Origin of the sequence: Endozoicomonas sp. (assembly GCF_051008435.1) — a bacterium.
Lineage (GTDB): Bacteria > Pseudomonadota > Gammaproteobacteria > Pseudomonadales > Endozoicomonadaceae > Endozoicomonas_A.
Map to the genome: position 1 here is coordinate 1 of NZ_JBPCXO010000538.1, position 19,520 is coordinate 19,520.

The window sequence follows — 19,520 nt, forward strand, 5'->3', positions numbered from 1 at the left end:
GAAGCCTTCAATGGTGTCATCAAGCGGATAATATACAAGGCATGTGGTTACAATGATCTTGATTATCTCTATCTAAAAATCAGGCAGGAGGCCCAAAAATGATCAGCCAACCTGTAAAAGGGCCGTAGTACTTCTCACTTTCATCCCTGATAAACAATCATTTGGGTCAATTATCAAATTTCGGAACACGCTGTCAATGCGTAAGTCCTATCAGCCATTGCATAAAAGCCGCATTGACCAGTTGCAGACGCTTCCACTGGCCTTTTTCCATTGTCAGAAAAGGCTGATACTGACCGTTAGCAGTGATAAAGCTATGGTTGGCAAAACTTGCCTCCTCTTCAGGAGTACAGGCTCCATTGGACTCAACCTTCCAGATCTGATCATTAGAAGCTGTCGCAATCTCCTTCATTTTTTCCAGATTCCATTCGTTAAACATAATCAGCTCTTTTTCAAGGGCCGCTATATCAGCAGGAATATGATCAGAATCCTCCTCTTCAACCACAATGGCCCCTGCCGCACCACCTCCAACCTGCAGTGCTGTCGATCCATGCTGATGTGGGTGATACCAGTAAACCCCCGGCGTGTGATAGCCCGGTAGTTGAGTTTGATAATGGAACTGCTCTCCCCCATTTACCTGAATAGACAAGACATCATCAGCAGGCGAGCGAGAGGAAACATGGAGTCCGTGGGTATGAAAATTCGTGGTATTCGGTAGTCGGAAGTGATTGATCTGACCTTCTGCACCTTTAGGCAGGGTGTTGACCAGAGTAACATCCAGAAGATCCCCTCTCTTTATTCTTAGGGTGGGACCGGGTACAGAAGAGATTCCGTTAAAGCGATACATCCGGGTAGTGATATTGTGACAGGGAGCCTGAAAGGTATCCTGCACAAATTCCATTTGAGCGGTAAGCTTTTTTTCCTGACTGGAAATGCTGGCAGACTCTTTTAAACGCTCAGAAACCGGAAGCCAGCCACTTCCTGAACCTGAAGCATCGAGACTTCTCTCAACCGGCCGGGCAAGCACATCAAAAGAATACCAAAGCAATAATGCAGCAAGCAGTGTCCACTGCCATCTTTTTCGATCTGAAACTAAGAACATCTCGCTCATCCGGACAGCCGCTCTAAACCTGACTACTTGAATAGAGGAATCAGAATAGCAGAGATCAAAATGGCTATCGGATGAATGCAGACACTATATTCTTCCGCTTTCTACATCTCTGAAAAAACCCACCAGGGCTTGCCTGTAGTTTTCCGGATCATCCCACATGGACCAATGACTGCCATTATCACAAAGTATCAGTCTGCTATGAGGAAGAATGGAAGCCATTTGTCTTTGATCATCCGGTGACATGGTGTCATAGCGACCCGCCAGCACCAGCGTAGCGACCCGGATTTCTGCCAGATCATTCCAGCGATCCCAACCCAGAAGATTTCCGGTGAAAACAAACTCATTATTGCCCTGCATAGTGTTATAAACCTGGTGGTTCAGGTGAGCAAAGGTTCGTCTTAAAGGTTCAGGCCACTCAGGTAATCGACAGCTGTACTTGCGATAAAGATGCTCCATCAGGAGCGACTGGTACTCTTCATTTTCAAGATCTCCCAAGGCTTCATACTGTTTCATTTTATCAATGACTTCCTGAGGAAGTTGATCCCTGAGATGATTGATATGAGCCATATAGGACTGAATGCTGCCAGTGATCCCCCCCAGTATGAGCCCCTTAAGATGACGCTGATACTTCAGGGCATATTCAATGGCCCAGAGACCGCCACCAGAGTGACCATAGAGATAGAAATCCTCCAGATCCAAAGCAGAACGTACCTGCTCTATTTCTTCAACAAATCGCTCAAGCCGCCAGAGTGACTCATCGTCAGGCTGATCCGAACACCAGGATCCCAGTTGATCATAAAAGATGACTTCCACACCCTCTGGGGCCAGAAACTCTTCAAGACATTCGAGATATTCATGGGAAAAGCCCGGCCCTCCGTGCAGGGTCAGTAACTTTACAGGCCCCGAGCCTACCTTTTGTGTCCAGACCTTGTAGCCATTATCCAGCGTCACCCACTGAACACCCGGTGCTTTGAGCTTCTCTTGCTTGGTCATCATGCCTGCACGCTGTTTAGATTTAACAACGGGTTCAGTTTAGGCAGTTTCTGTGGAAATGCGGTGAAGATGCCAAGATCGTTTTTCAGACTCTTGATATGGCGCGATGCAAAATACTGTATTACTTTGTATCTACAACGTCTTACAATGGAACTTCGGATGTCTAAAACATTAAAACCCGTGAGGTTCGATGAGGAAACTCTAGAAAAGCTCGAAGAGTTGGCCGCTCTTGAGGATAGAGATACGTCCTATCTTATTCGATCTGCAGTCAATGATCTAATTGATGCTCATGAGTGGCAACTTGAACATTCAAAGGAAACACTCAAGAAAATCAATACTGGAGAGATGAAAACTTTTAGCCATGATGCCGTCAAAAAGAAGTTTATGGCTGGAAGCAAAAAGTCATGATTCGATGGGCTGAAGAAGCTATCAACCAATTAGAAGCTCACTACGCCTTCATGGCCATGGTGGGTGATTATGATCCTGAGGCAGTTATAGAGCAGATGCTCAAAGCTGTTGAACAGCTGGTCTACAACCCAAAAACAGGTCGAGAAATGGAGTCAGGACTCTACAAACTCACCCTGAAGAAGCCAAAATTTGTTATCCACTACCAAGTAGCAGAAGAAATCATTATCGTCGGCATCTATCATCATCGCCAGAACAGGCCTATCTAATCACTAACAACCAGAACGCCAGGAGTCTGTCGGACTTAGCGAGAAAAAGTCCGGTTTGAGACAGTTTTTATGATTATTTGAGGCGAATAGCGAGCTATTCAACGAAAAGAATTATAAAAAATGGCCAAATCCGGCTTTTTCGCAGTAGGTCAGTGGTAAGTCCGACAGGCTCCTAGAAGTGATACCGGAACTTGGCATTAAATGCATGGGAGCGGTAATGCTGACTCCAGCGATAGTCGTAGCCAGTTCGGATAAACCAGTTACTGCCCATATCGAAGTACAGGCCAAAGCTGGTCAGATAACGCTGCCTGTCACGCTCGGGGCCTTCTACAAATGCCGAAGGGCCACCAGCCAGGAAGGTGTATTGTACCTTCGAACCGGTCGTGTTCAGATCACTGTAAGCTTTAAAGGTGAAGTCAGGCTCAACATAGCTGCTGCCGTTGTGGAACAGCCCACGCAGGGTGAAGCCAAGTCCCATTTCCAGCGCACTGTAATCCTGAATTTCAATCTTCTGCTCAGTACCTACCGTGCCTTTCTCATCATAAGCATCGAAGCGAACCTGACCGTAATTGAACTCAACAATCGGAGTAAATTCCCAGCTATCCCCTACCGGGAAACGATAACCGGCAACGGTTTTCAGGTTCCATTGCTTGCTGGTGTAGTCGCCGGTTACTGTCTGATTTTCAACCTTTTTATCCGTATCATTCTGAGCGGTTCCCAGAGTCAACAGGATATCTACAAAATAGGATCCCCTTTCCCAGCTGCCATAGACAGTGCCAAGGAAGTTGTGACTCTCGGTTGAACGATCACCTTCTGTATTGACAACACCAAAGCCGTAGGTTGCAGCAATACCGAGTCGGAAGCTGTCCAGCACAACAGAATCTATCCCGAGAACGATGCCTCCGGCACGGTTATTAAAACCATCACTGCCATTCTTCTCGTCGTGATTTCCTTCCAGGTACATCATCTGCCCCCAGAAAGTACCGCCATTAATCAGCGTGTAATCCATCTGGCGGACCTGACGGTAGCGGCTGGTTGATACCGGATCTGAATCCGGCTCATATTCCTGCTGCTCATCCTCTTCATCCCTGGCTTCATCGCCATCATCATAACTGTTGCCGTATAACCCAAAGCCATAACCATCGTCACCAAAGTTCAGGCCTCCGGTTCTCAGGCTGTCGATCCGGTCAAACACAATATTCTGGGTAGCCAGTGCCATCTCTCTTGGAGCAATGTAGGCATAGCCAGTGGTGTCTGCCCGAACATCATCTTCAATATCACCCACCACATCTTCATCCTGATTCAGAGTGGTCAGGATTTGCTGAGACTTCACAGGATCAGCGTTTGGATCCAGAGCAGCCAGGAGTGCCTGCCCCATAACACCATTAACATCTTCTGAAGTGCTGGCTTTCAGGCGCACCTTGATGCTGTTATTTTCAACGTATTTCTCTGTTTGCAGCAGGACGCTGCCTGAATCCACATCAATCAGATCGACTGCATTTTCGTCCACGCCCTGAGCATCCACTACCGTAATGACAGGACCCGATCGATAAAGATTCAAATAAGCATCGTTGTCTTCAGGAACAAAGGTCAGATTACTGCGGTCAGCACTAGCATACACGGTACCCGTAGAAGTGATCAGGGACTTACCGGCATTAAGATTGTTATCCAGATAAACCGTTGTCTTGCCTGGCAATGTAAAGTCACCGTGCATCTTTATATAAGAATCATCACTAATGATCAGGTGCTCTACGCCTGTCAGATTGCCTTCAAAAGAACCTTCCCGAATCGAAACAATGTCTGTTGCCAGGCTGCTGCCCTGAACCCGTCCTTTAGTGAAAGAGGAAGAGCCTGTCTGGACAAAATTCAATGCTGTATCGGCATTGGCAAAATCAACAGCGTAGGCTGTCGTATTGTTGCCCAGCTGACCGCCACTGCTAACAGCAATATTACCTGACAGAGTGCCGTCAACTTTGATGGCAGCACTTCCTACATTGCTGGTACCTGTTATCAAACCACCCGAGGTAATTCCGATACCTGTAATACCGTTACCCAACTTGGCATTGTCAGCGACATAAATGGCAGACTGGCCGTCAGCATTAGCTTTAATCGAACTACTACTGCCACTGACCTCAATAAAATCCGTTTCAGAGTATTCATCCAGATGTACCGCATGACTGGCATTGGAGCTCACAGAGCCACCATTCATAACCCGATAGCCACCGGTTAATTTAGACTTGGCAGTACTGCTATTGCCTTTCGCATAATAGGCCTGAGTACTGGAAATGTGGGAGCCGTACACAGTGATACCAGAAGCTACTTCACCCTGGTTGTATATCCTGCCGGTGTAACTTCCACCGATCTTGATACCGCTGTCAGCGGCTTCGCCCGAATAAACCAGACCATACTGGCCAATGTTCATGGCACCTCTGGCAGTACCGGCAATTTCAATGGCATGGCCCAGCGTAGAAGTCACCTGCCCGTTAATCGTGGCCGCTGTTGTACCTTCAGTAGTACCCAGTGTGCCGCCGTTTGCAACGTAGATTGCACTTTTGTCACTGGCCAGACTGGTCAGCAACCCAATCTGACTGGCTGTAGAGTAACTGGTGCCTTTGATGGTGACATTCTCGACGGTACCGCCACTCTCAACCGCTAGTGCATGGTCACTGCTGGCACGGTGACGACCACCCAGCTCTACCGAAACGACTTTGATATCGCCATCACTGCGAACGGTTCCGGCAAGAGTGCCTGCAACCGTCACATTATCGATGGTCGCTCCGCTTCGGGTCCTGACGGTTTCGCTGGTATCAATACCCAGAGTGCCACCCGACTCAACAACGACTCCGGTCATGTTTGAAGTGCCCTCGGTAAGGATCTCAGTACCGCTGGCAGAGAATGCAAAACCACCGTTTTTAACAACGTAGTTGCCATCAACCGAAGCATTGTCTGTTAAATACAACAAAGGGCCGGAAGTCACTTGATGGCGGTTGGAAACATCGATGTCACCAGTAATGGTGCCGAGGTTTCTGATCGCTCCGGTGTAAACGCTGTTGATGGCTATGGAACCGTCCGCTGTGTCGCCCACCAGAGAAGCACCATCGTCAACTCGGATAACACCGGTTACAACACCGTCCATCTGCACGGCATACCCTGAAACAGACGACACAATTCCTTCTATATCCAGGACAGTATCTGTTTCCAGTCGATTTACACCGGTTCCTGCATCATTGCCACCCAGCTGACCACCACTGGCTATTCGAATAGCATTATTGCCACCCACACTTCCACTGGTGCCGGCCGTGGTGCTCAAAGTGCCTGATACGACAACGGAATCGACATAGGAGTATCCACCCACCACCAGCGTATCACTGCCTGTCGAAGTGACAGTGACACCGTCATCAATGGTGTAACCTCCACCTTGATCATTAACGCCAACCAGTACTGCCCGGTCACTGACCAATCCCTGAGAGAGATAAGCCTGATTGTCTGCAGTCTGATTCTGGTCAATATAAATACCGCCGCGAATCACACCCCGGTTTTCAATAGAGCCATTATGAGTGCCGGAACCATCCAGAAGAATGGCTGCATCGGTAGCACCACCTTTACCCGTAACAGAACCGGTAGCGTTGATCATCAGCTTACCGGTCAAAGCTCCTTGAACTTCCAAAGCGGCTCCAGCATCAGAAGTAAGCGCACCATTCACCGTTAGAGCTTCATTACTTTCTGCACCGCTGTTTAAATGAGCATTTTCAGCGATGTAGATAGCTCGCTTATTAGCTCCCGTGCTGCGCAGGGTAGATCCTGAGCCTATGGTGACGTTGGTAATATCCGAGTAGGGTCCAAGATAAACAGCATCTTCTGACGTGGTGATGCTTTGCCCATCCGCAACGATATAGCTGCCGCTCAAGGTGGCACGGTCACCGGAAGTCCCCTGGGAATAATAAGAAGAGCCAGCTATGTTCTGGGTACCGTTAAGATAGATATCCCCTGAGATATCCCCTTCATTTCGAATGGTGCCCGTCAAGGTACCACCATTCAAATTGATAGCCCTGTCACCGGATGCGTTCAGATTCCCGGTGGAAGTAACATGAATAGCTTTACTGCTGACAGATCCCACCGACCCGCCATTGATGATGTTTATACCATTGCCACTGGTGGTGTGGTTACCGCTGATAGAAATGCCATCGGCTACGCTGCCGTCATCCAAATCAATACTGCCGGTATAGTTACCGCTACTGGCGATGTTAATTTTGCCATCACTGATCGCGCCATTAACCAGAATCTTACCGGTCGTTGTCCCTGCAATATTGATAGCATTGCCAGCACTGGAAGATAGCGAAGCACCACTGGTGACCTCAATAATGGTATCGCCCCCAACACTGCTCAGCTGACCAACAGAGGTTATCAGAAGTGCATCGTTGATGGCCGAATGGTTACCGGCAATTAATATTTTGCCGCTGATCGTGCCACTGTTTTCAATCGTTCCGTTATAAACACTATTCTCTGCAACAATGATGGCACTGATGCCACCATTTAGACTGCCTGCCACCTCAATGTTACCGGTCAGCCCTGAGCCTTCGGTAGCAATGTAAATACCAGTCCCTTGGGTAGCCCTGACATCACCCGAACTGCCAATATTTATAATGGTTTCACTTTCAACGGGAGTGCCATCTCCCAAACTGGCCCCATTATTAAGATGAATCGCATTTTTACCAGCGGCCTGAGCACTCAATGTACCTGCTGTAACCGTTATATTTCCAACTCTGGCACTGCTCTCCAGTTCAATAGCATGAGCAGCTGTCGAGGTGACTGTTCCGCTTGTGATCTCAAAGCTACCGTTTAAAGTCGAGCCTGCTTTTCCCAGATAAACCTGATTTTCAGCCGTCTGACCACCAGACCGAACGCCTCCGGAAATGATGCCACTGTTTTCAATGGTGCCAGTGATTGAGCCACTATTGGTAATACCTCCGGTCACTTGATTGCCAGCGGTAACCACAATGGCTTTTTGACCCGAGCCTGTTGCCGTGAGGGTGCCTCCAGAGACAATAGAAATAGAGTCGATAGTATTGCTATTAGCAGTGCCATCACCAATGACCAAAGCGCCTGTGTCATTGGCAGAAGTTACGGTTCCAGCGATTATCAAGCCACCAGTAAGAGAGCCATTGCCGCTGGAAACATAGGCTGAATCGCCCCCTGAATCCTGAGTGCTAACGGACACTCCGCCAGCAATCGTGCCTGTGTTACTGATGCCTCCATTCAGGATATTGGTGCTGTTTATACCGCCTGCTATCGTCCCACTGTTTTCGATGTGCCCGGTAATCGTTCCTTCGTTAGTGATACTGCCTGTCACGCTAGTGTCGGCTGTGACAACAATCGCTTTTGTGTCTGTACCGGCTGAAGTCAACGAACCCGTCGAGTTAATACGGATGTTGTCTATAGCAGTGGCATTGGTTGTTGTGCCATCACCGATCACAACAGCGCCAGTACTGGATGAGGACATCACAGCACTATTAATGGATAAGCCACCAGTAAGAGAGCCATTGCCGCTGGAAACATAGGCTGAATCGCCCCCTGAATCCTGAGTGCTGACGGATACACCGCCAGCAATCGACCCCGTGTTACTGATGCCTCCATTCAGGGTATTGGTGCTGTTTATACCCCCGGCTATCGAGCCACTGTTTTCAATATGGCCGGTAATCGTTCCCTCGTTAGTGATACTGCCTGTCACCGTTGTGTTTTCTGTGACAACAATTGCTTTAGTGCCTGCACCGGTTGAAGTAAGAACACCTGTTGACTCTATGTTGATGTTATCTATGGCTGTTGCGTTCATCGATCCATCACCAATCACAACGGAGCCATCGGCATCGTTAGAAGTCACATTGCCACGAATGGTTAAACCGCCAGACAAAGTCCCTGCACCTGTTGATTGATAAGCTGCAACATCTGTTGCTGTTTGATCGGCTACAGTTACTCCACCGCTGATAGTGCCTGTGTTGATAATACCGCCACTACTGATCGTTCCAGTGCTGGTAATACCGCCACTAATGGAGCCTGAGTTATCAATATTTCCAGTAATCAAACCTGCATTTACGATGGCACCGGTAAGCGTGGCATTATTATCAATTCCACCAGAAATGGTGCCTGTAGACCCTGTAGTGATATTGCCAGTGATAGAGCCATCATTGGTGATACCCGTGACTATCTGGGAATTTGCTCCACTCACCAGTATGGCGCTGCCGGTTGCAGAATTGGTTAATTCACCACCACTGGAAACGGTGACAGTATCAATGGTTGAGTATTCACCTATTGATACCGTGGCACTGGAACTTGAAGAAGTGACTGATCCCGCAATGGTATAGCCACCGGTCAGAGTGGCAGTTTCACTGTTGGAACCCGACGACTGATAAGCAGAAGCTCCTGTAGCTGTATGAGTGCCTGTACTGGTGACGACAATCCCACTGTCAACAGTACCACTATTATCAATCGTCCCCTGATAAGTGCCACTGATTTGCAAAGATGGATCAATCGAGCCTGTGGTAATTGAGCCATTGGCAGTAATGGCAATTTTGCCGGTTGCTGATCCAGCAATATTTATGGCCGCCCCACCAGTTCCATCATTTACACTGGTTGAGGAGATGGTTCCATCTACTTGAATGATCGTGGCGGATTCATTTCGGGTAATCTCGTTTCCACCAGCACCATCACTGTTGAAATTACCGCCTAGCTGACCTCCGGTATTGACCAGAATGGCACTGGAATCATCGCCCGACGTGCTCAAAGTACCTGAAACGGTGATGATATCCACATAGGCATGATCATTAATTGCAACCGTATCGCCATCAGAACTGATACTGGAAGTGCTGATTATTTCGAGCCCGCCCAACAAAGTACCTGTATTGGTTGAGCCAGCCCCTGTTGAGGTATAAAAGCTGCTGCCCGTCAGTGTTGCATCAGCACCTATAGTAATACCATCGTCGATATGACCGGCGTTGGATATTGCACCCGTTAAGCTAGCACCATCATTTATCAGAATGGAACGGTAAATAGTGTTACTGGTATCATCAACGGTAAAATTATCATTAATCACTATCCCTTCAGCAGTACCTCCAGTATCAATGGTAATAATGTCAGACCCCGGATCACTGAGATTCCCTGTTACATTCACAACATCGACTTCGTCAGAGCCAGAGCTTCTGACAACTGTTCCTGAGGAATAATCCGTAGCCCACACTGGCCCAGCCGCCATAAACCCTACCAGTGAAGGTATTATGAAATGCCTGATCAATCGATTCTGCAATCGCACAGTCCCTGTGCTCCCTTAAATCCGGTTCTGGCTTTGCTAGCCAAAAACGTCCAATAGGCAAAAAAACCTGACGAAGGATATCTTGTAAAGTGATCGGCGGGCTGTGGAAAACTTTCTATAACAATTGTGGATAAGTATAAATATTTTCAACAGCAAATATTTATATAAACAATGAAAAGTCGGCTAAGAGCCTTTAATTATGCGAAGCACTCTTTTTATTGACCCGGTAATTTCAGAGGAAAACCTGTGCATAAAAAGTGTATAACTGGTTATACACCGTTCAAAATGAATGCTAGACCTGCTGATTCAAGTTGTTTGTAATGCGCTTGCCCATATTGTCTATGGAGCCCACCAGAAGACTGATCAGCTTTTTATCGGCAGCCTGTTCACTGTTGAGTCTATGCCTCACTTGTGTAAACAAGTATTTTAAATGTTGGAGAAAAGCCGTATCCGCGAGATACCCTTTATGCGAACGAACGTAGTCCTTAACGTCCTTCATATCCTGATAAAGTGTATCGCGTTTGACCAGCCTGGCAGCCACCCTGGATAACTGTCTTCCGGAAAGATCATAGATACCCAGAATATTCATGATGGAGCCTTTCTGGCTGATCAGAACATCAAGGTTGGCATCTTCAATCTGAGATCGGGCTGAAACAGGTTCATTGACGGCATCAGGGGTAGCATTAATGAAATCAAACTCTTCCACATCCAGGACATCCACTTCGGTCATCACTGGGGCACTGCCCACCAAGTCCGGATAAAAAGCCCCCGCTGTCGCACCAATAATGGCACCTCCCGGACCGCCCAATACAAGGCCTGTCATAAAACCTCCAACACCACCCCAGCAACGTTGTGTAAACCACTTGGAGTAGGAGGCTTCAGCATCCACGACCTTCACTTTATTAGTGGCACCACCTTCTTTGTGTTCTACAACCACCACATCCCGACCAAAGTCAGTTTGGCCTTCCCGTTTTACTGATGCTTCAGGAGGCGAAGAGGAGACAGATGGAGATGACGGGTTAAAGGAAGACGAATCTGTAGGCTTGGGGCTGCTCATGCTCAGAATCCATTCTGATCGTTATCTACTTTTCAGAATAGGCAGAGAATGACTACTGTGTTCTGTTAATCCTTACTCAATCAATCGTTTGAAGGCAGCCAGTCTTCTTCCATGATCTGATCAAAAGTCCAGGGGCACATCTCTGGAAAACTATGCTCATCCAGTTGCTGATGCTTCATTACATATCGGTTCATTTCTTTAATCGCCAACAGTTTTCCATCTGGATACGCTTCATCCATACTCATGTTCAACATGCTCTTGAGATGGGGCCGCTTCTTAAGGAGCTTTCTAATTGCAATCTTTGTCCGGTCTATAGTTGCCATCCAATCTCTGCAGTTATAGGGTTCAGGCAGTATTGGGTTTAAAACCCGAACCTGATAATCATATTTCAACAAGTGGAGCAGTAGAGTGGTTAAACGAGATTCCAACGTATCCAGCTCACTGCCCATATCATCAATTTCCCCAATCAGGTTATCCACATCAAGCTGGTCAAATTGACGGTTGGTCAGATATTCCTTCTGTTGCTCAACCCAGCGATAATAATCAGTCTCATATAAGTCTTTCATAAATTGCCTCCTATCCCGCTCAAGCTTGGAAAGTGTAGCCTATGACTTCTTTTCGTCTGGAATCACCACATCAAACGGCAGTCCTTTTCTCAGAGCAATTTGTTTGAAATAGATATTAATAGCCTGCGAGGTCGTCAGTCCCAGTTTATGGAGCACTTCTTCCGCTTCTTCCTTTAATGCTTCTTCGATTCGAGCTCTGACGGTGGTTTCTTTAGCCATAGTATTATCTCTCCAATGACACATTTCTGATGGGAATCAATCATTTCTTCCATGGTACATGAAACCAGAGGCTTCCGGATGCGTTCTTCCCGGTACGCTTTTCCCGATAAGTGTTAAACTATCTAGATTCTGTGGCTGCTTACACATTCGCGGTGAGCACTTTTGTTTCGCTGTGGCACTTCTGCCAGTTTTTATTGTCGAAGCAACTCGATAACGTATTCCGGAGGAACCAAGTTAATGGGCCGACGCCATAAAACCCACGCTGTTCAGGTAGGACACATTACCATTGGTGGCGATGCCCCTGTGGTCGTCCAATCCATGACGGATACGGATACTGCTGATATAGAGCGTACGGTTGAGCAGATCAAGCTTCTGGCAGATGCTGGCTCTGAAATCGTTCGGGTGACGGTCAATACCGAAGAAGCGGCGGCGGCAGTTCCCGCCATCTACGAGAAGCTGGCTCAACAGGGTTATAACATCCCTATCGTTGGTGACTTTCATTACAACGGTCACACTTTGCTGACCCAATATGATGAAACCGCTCGCCTGTTGCACAAATATCGCATTAACCCCGGTAATGTTGGCTTTGGCAACAAGAAAGATGACCGCTTCAACACCATGATTGATGTAGCCATCAAATATGACAAACCCATTCGCATCGGGGTGAACTGGGGCAGCCTGGATAAAGAACTGTCCACTCGCCTGATGGATGAGAACGCGCGTTCTGATAAACCAAAATCCTCACAGGAAGTACTCCATGAAGCTCTGGTACTGTCGGCTTTGACCAGCGCCGATGCGGCAGTAGAGAGAGGATTGGGAGCCAACAAGATTGTTATTTCCTGCAAGGTTTCTCGTGTACAGGACCTGATCAGTGTTTACGAGATGCTCTCCGAGCGTTGCGAATATGCACTCCATCTGGGTTTGACCGAAGCCGGCATGGGCAGCAAAGGGATTGTTTCCTCCAGTGTTGCCATGGGCGTACTGCTTCAACAAGGCATTGGTAATACCATTCGTACTTCCCTGACTCCGGAGCCCACTGGCAGCCGTGACCGGGAAGTTATTGTCTCTCAGCAAATCCTCCAGGCTCTGGATGTTCGCAGCTTTGCTCCGGAAGTGACGGCTTGCCCGGGTTGTGGTCGGACCACCAGCACCTTCTTCAGGGTTTTGACCGATGAAGTGGATGCCTTCCTGCGAACCAAAATGGTGACCTGGCGCCACAAGTTTGTGGGCGTAGAAGAGATGAAAGTCGCGGTTATGGGTTGTATTGTGAACGGCCCAGGTGAAAGCAAACACGCGAATATTGGTATCAGCCTGCCAGGAACCGGAGAAGCTCCTTCAGCACCGGTTTTTGTCGATGGTGAAAAGGTCACCACTCTGAAAGGTGGCAATATCACCGAAGAGTACAAGGAAATGATCGAGGAATACGTTCATAAAACCTATTCTCCTCGAGAAGATCTGATTGCCAGTCAATAACGACAAACCTAAAAAGCCCGCACTGCGGGCTTTTAATTCATCACTTCCTGTTTTTGAAATACATTCCTGATCTCAGTTCGTTTTCCTGCTCAGACAACCTTTCAAGAAGTCCTTATACATCACCCAATCACCCATAAAGCTGTAAAGAGGGTACTGAAACGTTGCAGGCCTGTTTTTCTCAAAAACAAAATGGCCGATCCAGGCAAATCCATAGCCCACTACCGGCAGACACAACAATAGAAGGTAGTTGGAAGTGACCAGGGCAACGGCTAACAAGATCAGTACCAATGTGCTGCCAATATAATGCAGAGACCGACAGACGGTGTTGTCATGCTCGCTGAGATAAAAGGGGTAGAACTCACTGAATGAATTGAATTGTTTTTCCATGTCAGGTTTCCTCTTTTTATTATTATTGTGTTTCCGTTGCTTGTTTCCTGACGGCTATCACGGAAGAAACAAGTCCTGCTACCGCTGCTGATAAGGCCACTACCAACAAACCAATGCGCTCACCCGATCCCGTCACTGGATCCAATCGGGTAAACAACATCGCATAGAGGTTGCCGCAGATAAATGCCCACACCACAGGCAATAGGAACTGAGCTTTCATCCTATGACCCAACAAGGCCATACCGATCAAAGCAACGGATGCCAGATAATCATCCAGTGACAAGGGCCAGTACTTGTTGGTTTTCAGCACAACCAGAGTCTCACCAATAATCAGTGCCACAGCAAATAGCAGAGCAAAACCTCGTGTGAATCGACTCATACTTTTTCCTCCACCAGAACACCGCATTCTTGCTTAATCTTGTTCTCGTAATATTTGGGTCGCTGTTTGTAGTCTGCCGGCTTATCAAGACTCCCCTGAAAAGGAGCCTTTAACTGAGCCAGATAACCCTTGGGATAATCCGGGTTATACACACCAATCACTTTGACTTCACGGTCTCTGGGCCAGAAGAAAGTGCCAAACACCAGGTCCCAGATAATCAGGTTATTGCCATAATTACGATTGGATTCCCTGACCAGCTTGGAATGGTGCCAGCGATGCAGTTCCGTCATGGCAAATACATAGTTCAGCCAACCCAGTCTCACCTTGATATTGCTGTGCTGGAACATTCCGTGAATGCCATTGAAGACAAAATACAGAGACATAGCTTCAACATTCGTACCCAGCAGTATGAAGGGCACCATTTCCGGAAGCAGGAAAAAGACTTTTTCCACTGGGTGAAAGCGTCCTGCATTCATCCAGTACAACCGGTTCGGGCTATGATGAACGGCATGAAATCGCCAAAGGGGAATATAAGTGTGTGCCGCTCTGTGTACCCAGTAGCGACCAAACTCTGCGATTAACAGTACCAGCGCTACCTGAAATATCAGGGGCCAGTCATTAGGCCATACGCCATTGTCAAAGGTTGTGTTTATCCACCCCACTGAAGAGACCAGCAAAGCCAGTAAAGCCGGCTTAACCAATCTGGGAATAGTGATCTGGGCAATGAGCATGTGCAGAAAGTCAGTTTTCAGGTCACCATCACTCTGGTTCCAATCCTGACGATAGGGCAGCAGCCTTTCCAAAATAGCGATCAGCAGGGCACCCGGCAGAAGGACAGCGAATACAGCAATGCCTTCATGCAGACCGGACTTCAGCATTAACCAGACCGAGAGCAAGGAAAGAGTCAGGACCAGAGGGAAAACAAGGATCGAGGCCAAGCTGTCCTGCAACTTTTTATTGTTATTCATATTGCAGCTTCTTTTTTATAAGACCGAAAAAGATCTCAACCTACCTTAGCCAGACCTTCATCGATCAATATGCCAGACTCACTGAGCGGGATGTAGCGTCAAACGATATTGAGTGTCACCAGGTAGAAAAGGTGCCTCCCGGGCTTCCACCCAATCCATATACCCTTTCTTGAAGAATGGTGACAATGGATGACCACTCTGTCCTCCGGGCATATGAAAAACAGCCGTTTCTTCATGACCTGGCGCTACTATCATTCTTTCCGAGACCCCTCCCGAGGGTCTTTGGGCTCTTGGCATCCAGATATCACCCTCCAAAGGCACGGCTGGCATATTCAGAAATTGTCCCAGAACCGGAATAGCGCCACTGAGCGGGTGATTAATTTTTGCCGTATTGCGCTGTCCCCATGTGGCTTCAGATAACTTATCCACACCCCCCAAATTCACGACCACTTCATCAATCGTTTCCAGAAACAGTTCGTTCCAGCTCGAATACTCTGAACTCAACCAGTTCATGGGTTGCTCCTGATAAAGTCTCAGTAGCATTTCATTCTCATGATTCACCTTCTGCAACCAACTGTCTTCTACATCCGTTTTGGCATCGTCAGACTGCGACATAAAGTAGCGGCCCAGAGATTTCACCACTTTGAGCTTCAGAGCATCATGAAACTCCCTGACCAATCGGTAACCCACATCTTCTGTTGATGCCTTACCAGACCAGCCTTCAACAAACTGATAAAATGCCTGTCGACCCTGCTTTTCTGAACGCACCGTCTCATCAAGCGTTACAAGAATAATCTGACGCAGGTTCTCCTGGTAATGAGCGCGGTCATCAAGAGCAATATTCAGCAGGCTTTTCTCGTCGGCTTTGTCCAGAGCCATCAAAGCATCCCGAATCTGCATTTGTCTTGGTCCAAGCGCATAACCACCATTCCCCAGCTTCTTATAGTTTTCTCCCGATACAATTCGGGCATTCGCTGTCCAGATTCTGTTGCTCTCGGGGTTTACAATCCGAGGGTAATTTTCTGGTGACAACCAGGCACGCCAATGGCTGTCAGCGTCCTGCCAAGGCAAAGGGTAGGTTGTATCAAGACCTGAACGGGTAGGAACTCGACCTGCAATCGTCCAACCGATGTTTCCGGCAGCATCACCCACCGTAAAATTCTGAGGAGGTATGCCACTGACATTGGCAACAGCGATGGCCTCGTCAACTGACCCTACTGTTTCCAAATTCATCAGGTTAATGTTGGTGGCTTGGGGGTCATGGGCTGTCCAGCGAAGAGCATATTGAGTGGAATCATAAGGTGACTCAACCACAGGCCCCCAACGAGTTCCCCGGTATTCAACCTCCACAGGGTCCTGACCCTTAACCCGAATGGTTTCATTCCATACCGTTAAACGCTCCGGACCTTCCGGCGTCATATAGAGATCATTTTCGCCCAACTCCAGCTCAACCAAATCCACCCAGTCTGCTGTACTGTTGGTGAATCCCCAGGCCACTTTGCCATTACTGCCCACAACAATAATGGGAGCACCCGGCAACGTAACTCCGGTGATTTTCACGGGCTCACTGGTTTTAGCATCAGGGTAACGAAATTGTGCTCTAAACCAGATAGTCGGCACCCGGTGACTCAGATGCATATCATCTTCAACGATGGCTCCACCATGATTGGTCAGCTGCCCGGAAACGGCCCAGTTATTACTGCCAATCAGCGCATCTTCTATCAATTCGCCTGTCAATGCGGTGTAGAACTCAGGAGGATTCTCCCGAAGATTGACCTGATCTGCACCGGGGGTCGGTGGGACAGGATAGAAACCGGGCTCAATAGGAGAATCCCAACGGGTTCTGAGTGGTGACAGGAAATCTATGACTTCTTTAGAAGTTATCCGGCTTAGGAAACCTTTGGCATTATCGAGTTTAACCTCGTCATCATTGAGGTCCATGTACATGCTGAAAACTGTCAGAAAAGTATCTTCATTCTGCCAGGGCTGAGGCTCTGTATTCAGCAACCAATATTCAAAAGGCTTGCTGTCGAGGTTGCTTAGCCCCTGATTAACTCCCTTTGTGTACGCATCAAGAACCGAAAGCTTACTGGAAGACATCAGGGCAACAGCCTGCTTAGCCGTTCTTCTAAAGCGATGCTTACGCTGGGATTTATCATGCTTCAGAGCGACTCCTCCCACCAACTCTGATAATTCGCCTGCAGAGTTTCGACGGTTCAGATCCATCTGGAAAAAGCGTTCCTGGGCGTGGAGATAGCCCAGAGCAAAAGCAATATCAGTACGTTGTTGCCCAACAATGACGGGGACGCCCATTTCATCCCGTTCGATCAAAACTTTGGATTGAAGCCCTTGTACGGACTCTTCGCCGTCAAGAAGGGGAAGGCTTCGTTGCAAAAGGACGCAGACGGAAAGAGTAATGAGAATGAGCAGACATAATAAGAGGAGCAAGCCTCTCCTGAGCCAGACAGCCATGGTGATACCTTATTTTTTTCTTTTAATTATCAGGTGCTGTTCCCGAAGGAACACAAAGACTCTACACCATAACCGGCGATTTCACAGCTTTTCAGTCCCTTTCAGGTTCGATCACATATTAATCAGCAAAGTTTAATTACATAAACCGATTAAGGAAGATCAACAATGACTCCATCCATAGGAACCTCATTCAAACATGTAGGAAAAATGGCGTTGAAAGGTACACCCGATGGCTTGTGTCATGCGTTGAACCCCGGAGCCAGAGTAGGTGCTTTTGTGGGTAAGGGGCTTGGCCGAATGGTCTCTGTTCCGATCAAATTCAAAAAAAAACGTAATCTCTTTCGTGCCAACCAATCACCTACGGCTGCACAGGTCAAAAAGCTGGATGAGTATCAAGCCAAGGTAGTCAAAGTCGGTAAAATGATTGGTGCGGTTGTAGGAGGCATAGCTTCTCTACCGCTGGCCTTACTGACCATTCCTGGTAAAGGTCTCTATAACATTCTAAAGGGCATTCTCCACGCCCGATCCGACTCTTTTACCCGATCCAAAGACATGCAGATGCCAAAGTTTATTCCTGCCCAGATCCTCCGTGAGAAACAGATTGAGGTCAAAGAAGAGTTTGATTTCGAAAATGCTTCGGTAGTGCATTTCACGCAGCTGAATGAATACAGCAAACCCGTTGATCACTACCTGGCCAGAAGAAAAGATACCGGACAGGAGTTCGAGTGCCGATTTGAAGAGAGCTATAAAGGCGGTTCCCAGTCTCGATTGCTTTATACCAATGAACGTGGCTTTGACATGGTAACAGAGGACTTTCAAACCAATGACAGAATGAAAAAGCTCAAAGACAAGCTCTATCAAATGGACTTTATCACAGAGGATGAGAACTCAACCGATGACATCTAATCCATGAGATGCCTCAAGTAGTCTTGATTTCTGACGACTAGTTAATAGGATGCCCCAAGAAAGGAATCAGTAATGAAAACACCTGTTTCTGTTGCAGCTGCTGCCGGTTACGTCGTGACCATGGGTGTGAAGTCTGTGCCAGACGGTGTGATCCATTCTTTTAACGCCGGCGGAAGGGCAGGTTCAGCCGTCGGTAAACAATTTGGTCGACTGATTACCTTTCCTGTCAGAAAGTGGAAATCCCATTCTCTAAAGAAAGCAGCCGGAAGCGAAACTCTGACTGTCACCAAAAAGCTGGAATTCTTTAATGCCAGAGCTGTGAGACCTTTCCAGTATCTTGGAGCCACTATTGGCGGCGCTCTCAGCTTACCCCTGTCATTCATAGCGGCTCCTACCAAAGGCCTTTACAATATTCTCAAGGGCATGATTCATTTCGTCAGAGCCGTACGGGAGCTCAATGCTTCCAATGGCTCTGAAACAATCAAGAAAGATCTCACTCTTCCGGAAACGGTGATTGGCAAGCTCCGCAAAGAGGCGAAGCTGAAACCTGAATATCAGGACGAGTTTGCCCACGGAAAGCATCAAGTTCTTCCGTATAGCGTCAAAACACCCAATGGGGATCTACTCTGGTTTCTGCTTGAAAACACGGAAACAGGGGAAGAAGAAGAGTTAATGCTGAGAATGGAGCTAGATGGTCATTACTCAGTCCGACACTTGGACAGAAGTCAGGGAAAATTTAACTGGGGTTCCAGAGTCGAAAAAGAAGGCATGAAGCCTGCAGAGATCGTGAAACTCTATATCGATAAGCCAGAGAGCTTTAAGCAGCCAGAGCAACAAGCCTGACCCGGCAGAGTCTACCGGACCAGACAATATAATCATGACTCTTCTCTAGGAGCCTGTCGGACTTACCACTGACCTACTGCGAAAAAGCCAGATTTGGCCATTTTCTATGATTCTTTTCGTTGAATAGCTCGCTATTCGCCTCAAATAATCATAAAAACTGTCTCAAACCGGA

15 protein-coding genes are annotated in these 19,520 nt (G+C 47.7%); 5 read left to right on the plus strand and 10 right to left on the minus strand.

Translation table 11 applies throughout. The features are described from left to right. Positions 1-193: 193 nt before the first annotated feature. A complete protein-coding gene (locus ACR2PX_RS27585; RefSeq protein WP_434002573.1) occupies positions 194-1,099 on the minus strand; it encodes a multicopper oxidase domain-containing protein in 906 nt (301 codons plus the stop codon). 93 nt (positions 1,100-1,192) lie between these two features. Continuing rightward, complete coding sequence (locus ACR2PX_RS27590) at positions 1,193-2,104, minus strand: proline iminopeptidase-family hydrolase (RefSeq protein ID WP_434002574.1); 912 nt, start codon at positions 2,102-2,104, stop codon at positions 1,193-1,195. A 156-nt stretch (positions 2,105-2,260) separates the two neighbouring features. On the opposite strand from ACR2PX_RS27590, the gene ACR2PX_RS27595 reads away from it, so the two are divergent. Further along, a complete protein-coding gene (locus ACR2PX_RS27595) occupies positions 2,261-2,509 on the plus strand; it encodes a CopG family ribbon-helix-helix protein (protein WP_434002575.1) in 249 nt (82 codons plus the stop codon). Further along, positions 2,506-2,775 (plus strand): type II toxin-antitoxin system RelE/ParE family toxin, encoded by a 270-nt coding sequence (locus ACR2PX_RS27600; RefSeq protein ID WP_434002576.1) that lies wholly within the window; start codon positions 2,506-2,508, stop codon positions 2,773-2,775. The genes ACR2PX_RS27595 and ACR2PX_RS27600 overlap by 4 nt, the downstream gene beginning before the upstream one ends. Before the next feature lie 172 nt (positions 2,776-2,947). Here the strand turns inward: ACR2PX_RS27600 and ACR2PX_RS27605 are convergent, their stop codons facing one another. The 4 genes from ACR2PX_RS27605 to ACR2PX_RS27620 form a co-directional block, all read right to left on the minus strand. Continuing rightward, positions 2,948-10,021 (minus strand): hypothetical protein, encoded by a 7,074-nt coding sequence (locus tag ACR2PX_RS27605; protein ID WP_434002577.1) that lies wholly within the window; start codon positions 10,019-10,021, stop codon positions 2,948-2,950. A 349-nt stretch (positions 10,022-10,370) separates the two neighbouring features. Next, a complete protein-coding gene (locus tag ACR2PX_RS27610) occupies positions 10,371-11,135 on the minus strand; it encodes a hypothetical protein (protein WP_434002578.1) in 765 nt (254 codons plus the stop codon). A gap of 80 nt (positions 11,136-11,215) precedes the next feature. Continuing rightward, positions 11,216-11,701, minus strand: coding sequence for a DUF29 domain-containing protein (locus ACR2PX_RS27615; protein WP_434002579.1), 486 nt, complete (start codon positions 11,699-11,701; stop codon positions 11,216-11,218). Positions 11,702-11,740: 39 nt separating this feature from the next. Then, entirely contained in the window at positions 11,741-11,920 is a 180-nt protein-coding gene (locus ACR2PX_RS27620) for a type II toxin-antitoxin system RelB/DinJ family antitoxin (RefSeq protein ID WP_434002580.1), read from the minus strand. 237 nt (positions 11,921-12,157) lie between these two features. Between ACR2PX_RS27620 and ispG the strand changes: the two genes are divergently transcribed. Further along, the gene (gene ispG / locus ACR2PX_RS27625; RefSeq protein WP_434002581.1) at positions 12,158-13,393 is read left to right on the plus strand and encodes a flavodoxin-dependent (E)-4-hydroxy-3-methylbut-2-enyl-diphosphate synthase; all 1,236 of its coding nucleotides are present in this window, start codon (positions 12,158-12,160) and stop codon (positions 13,391-13,393) included. A 72-nt stretch (positions 13,394-13,465) separates the two neighbouring features. Here ispG and ACR2PX_RS27630 read toward each other — a convergent pair whose 3' ends face one another. The 4 genes from ACR2PX_RS27630 to ACR2PX_RS27645 all read right to left on the minus strand — a co-directional run bounded on the left by ACR2PX_RS27630 (position 13,466) and on the right by ACR2PX_RS27645 (position 17,599). Further along, complete coding sequence (locus ACR2PX_RS27630) at positions 13,466-13,780, minus strand: Mpo1-like protein (RefSeq protein WP_434002582.1); 315 nt, start codon at positions 13,778-13,780, stop codon at positions 13,466-13,468. A gap of 22 nt (positions 13,781-13,802) precedes the next feature. After that, positions 13,803-14,159 (minus strand): hypothetical protein, encoded by a 357-nt coding sequence (locus tag ACR2PX_RS27635; protein WP_434002583.1) that lies wholly within the window; start codon positions 14,157-14,159, stop codon positions 13,803-13,805. Further along, positions 14,156-15,127, minus strand: a complete 972-nt coding sequence (locus ACR2PX_RS27640) for a sterol desaturase family protein (protein ID WP_434002584.1) — start codon at positions 15,125-15,127, stop codon at positions 14,156-14,158. Before ACR2PX_RS27640 ends, ACR2PX_RS27635 begins: the two co-directional genes overlap by 4 nt. A 78-nt stretch (positions 15,128-15,205) precedes the next feature. Continuing rightward, positions 15,206-17,599 (minus strand): penicillin acylase family protein, encoded by a 2,394-nt coding sequence (locus tag ACR2PX_RS27645; protein WP_434002585.1) that lies wholly within the window; start codon positions 17,597-17,599, stop codon positions 15,206-15,208. Positions 17,600-17,764: 165 nt separating this feature from the next. Here ACR2PX_RS27645 and ACR2PX_RS27650 point away from each other — a divergent pair, with 165 nt between their 5' ends. Further along, positions 17,765-18,505, plus strand: coding sequence for a hypothetical protein (locus tag ACR2PX_RS27650; RefSeq protein ID WP_434002586.1), 741 nt, complete (start codon positions 17,765-17,767; stop codon positions 18,503-18,505). A 72-nt stretch (positions 18,506-18,577) separates the two neighbouring features. Next, a complete protein-coding gene (locus ACR2PX_RS27655) occupies positions 18,578-19,348 on the plus strand; it encodes a hypothetical protein (RefSeq protein WP_434002587.1) in 771 nt (256 codons plus the stop codon). The last annotated feature ends 172 nt before the right edge of the window (positions 19,349-19,520 follow it).